Raw genomic sequence first — 389 nt, 5'->3', positions numbered from 1 at the left:
TGAAGTCGTAACAAGGTAGCCCTAGGGGAACCTGGGGCTGGATCACCTCCTTAAACGATAGAAGCTCTGGTGAGCGTTCACACAAATTATCTGATACCTATCTTAAAAGCATTAGCACAAAGTCCTAAGCAAGACACTAAACAGAATCGATTCAAAGCGTGCTTTGAGTGTGTTCTGATTTTTTAGTCTCTGACTTAGTGCTTTGCACTAAACTTGCTCTTTAACAATTCAAATTTTGAAATAACGATGAATCAAGCGTTAAACCGGTGAGAAGCACTTTAACCTAGTGTTTCTTATTATCGTAAATCCTAAGAGGTACAAAAGCTCTTAGGTATGTGATCCGAAACTATTTTGGGTTATATGGTCAAGTGACCAAGCGTGCACGGTGG

Annotated in this window: 1 rRNA gene; it reads left to right on the top strand. The window is 40.1% G+C overall.

Annotation, left to right across the window (positions count from 1 at the left end):
* Positions 1–53, top strand: a 16S ribosomal RNA gene (locus ABFY09_RS15150); the annotation flags it as partial.
* Between the last annotated feature and the right edge of the window lie 336 nt (positions 54–389).

Source organism: Marinomonas sp. 5E14-1 (assembly GCF_039939215.1).
Classification (GTDB): Bacteria; Pseudomonadota; Gammaproteobacteria; order Pseudomonadales; family Marinomonadaceae; genus Marinomonas.
This window is presented reverse-complemented; position numbering and strand designations above follow the sequence as displayed.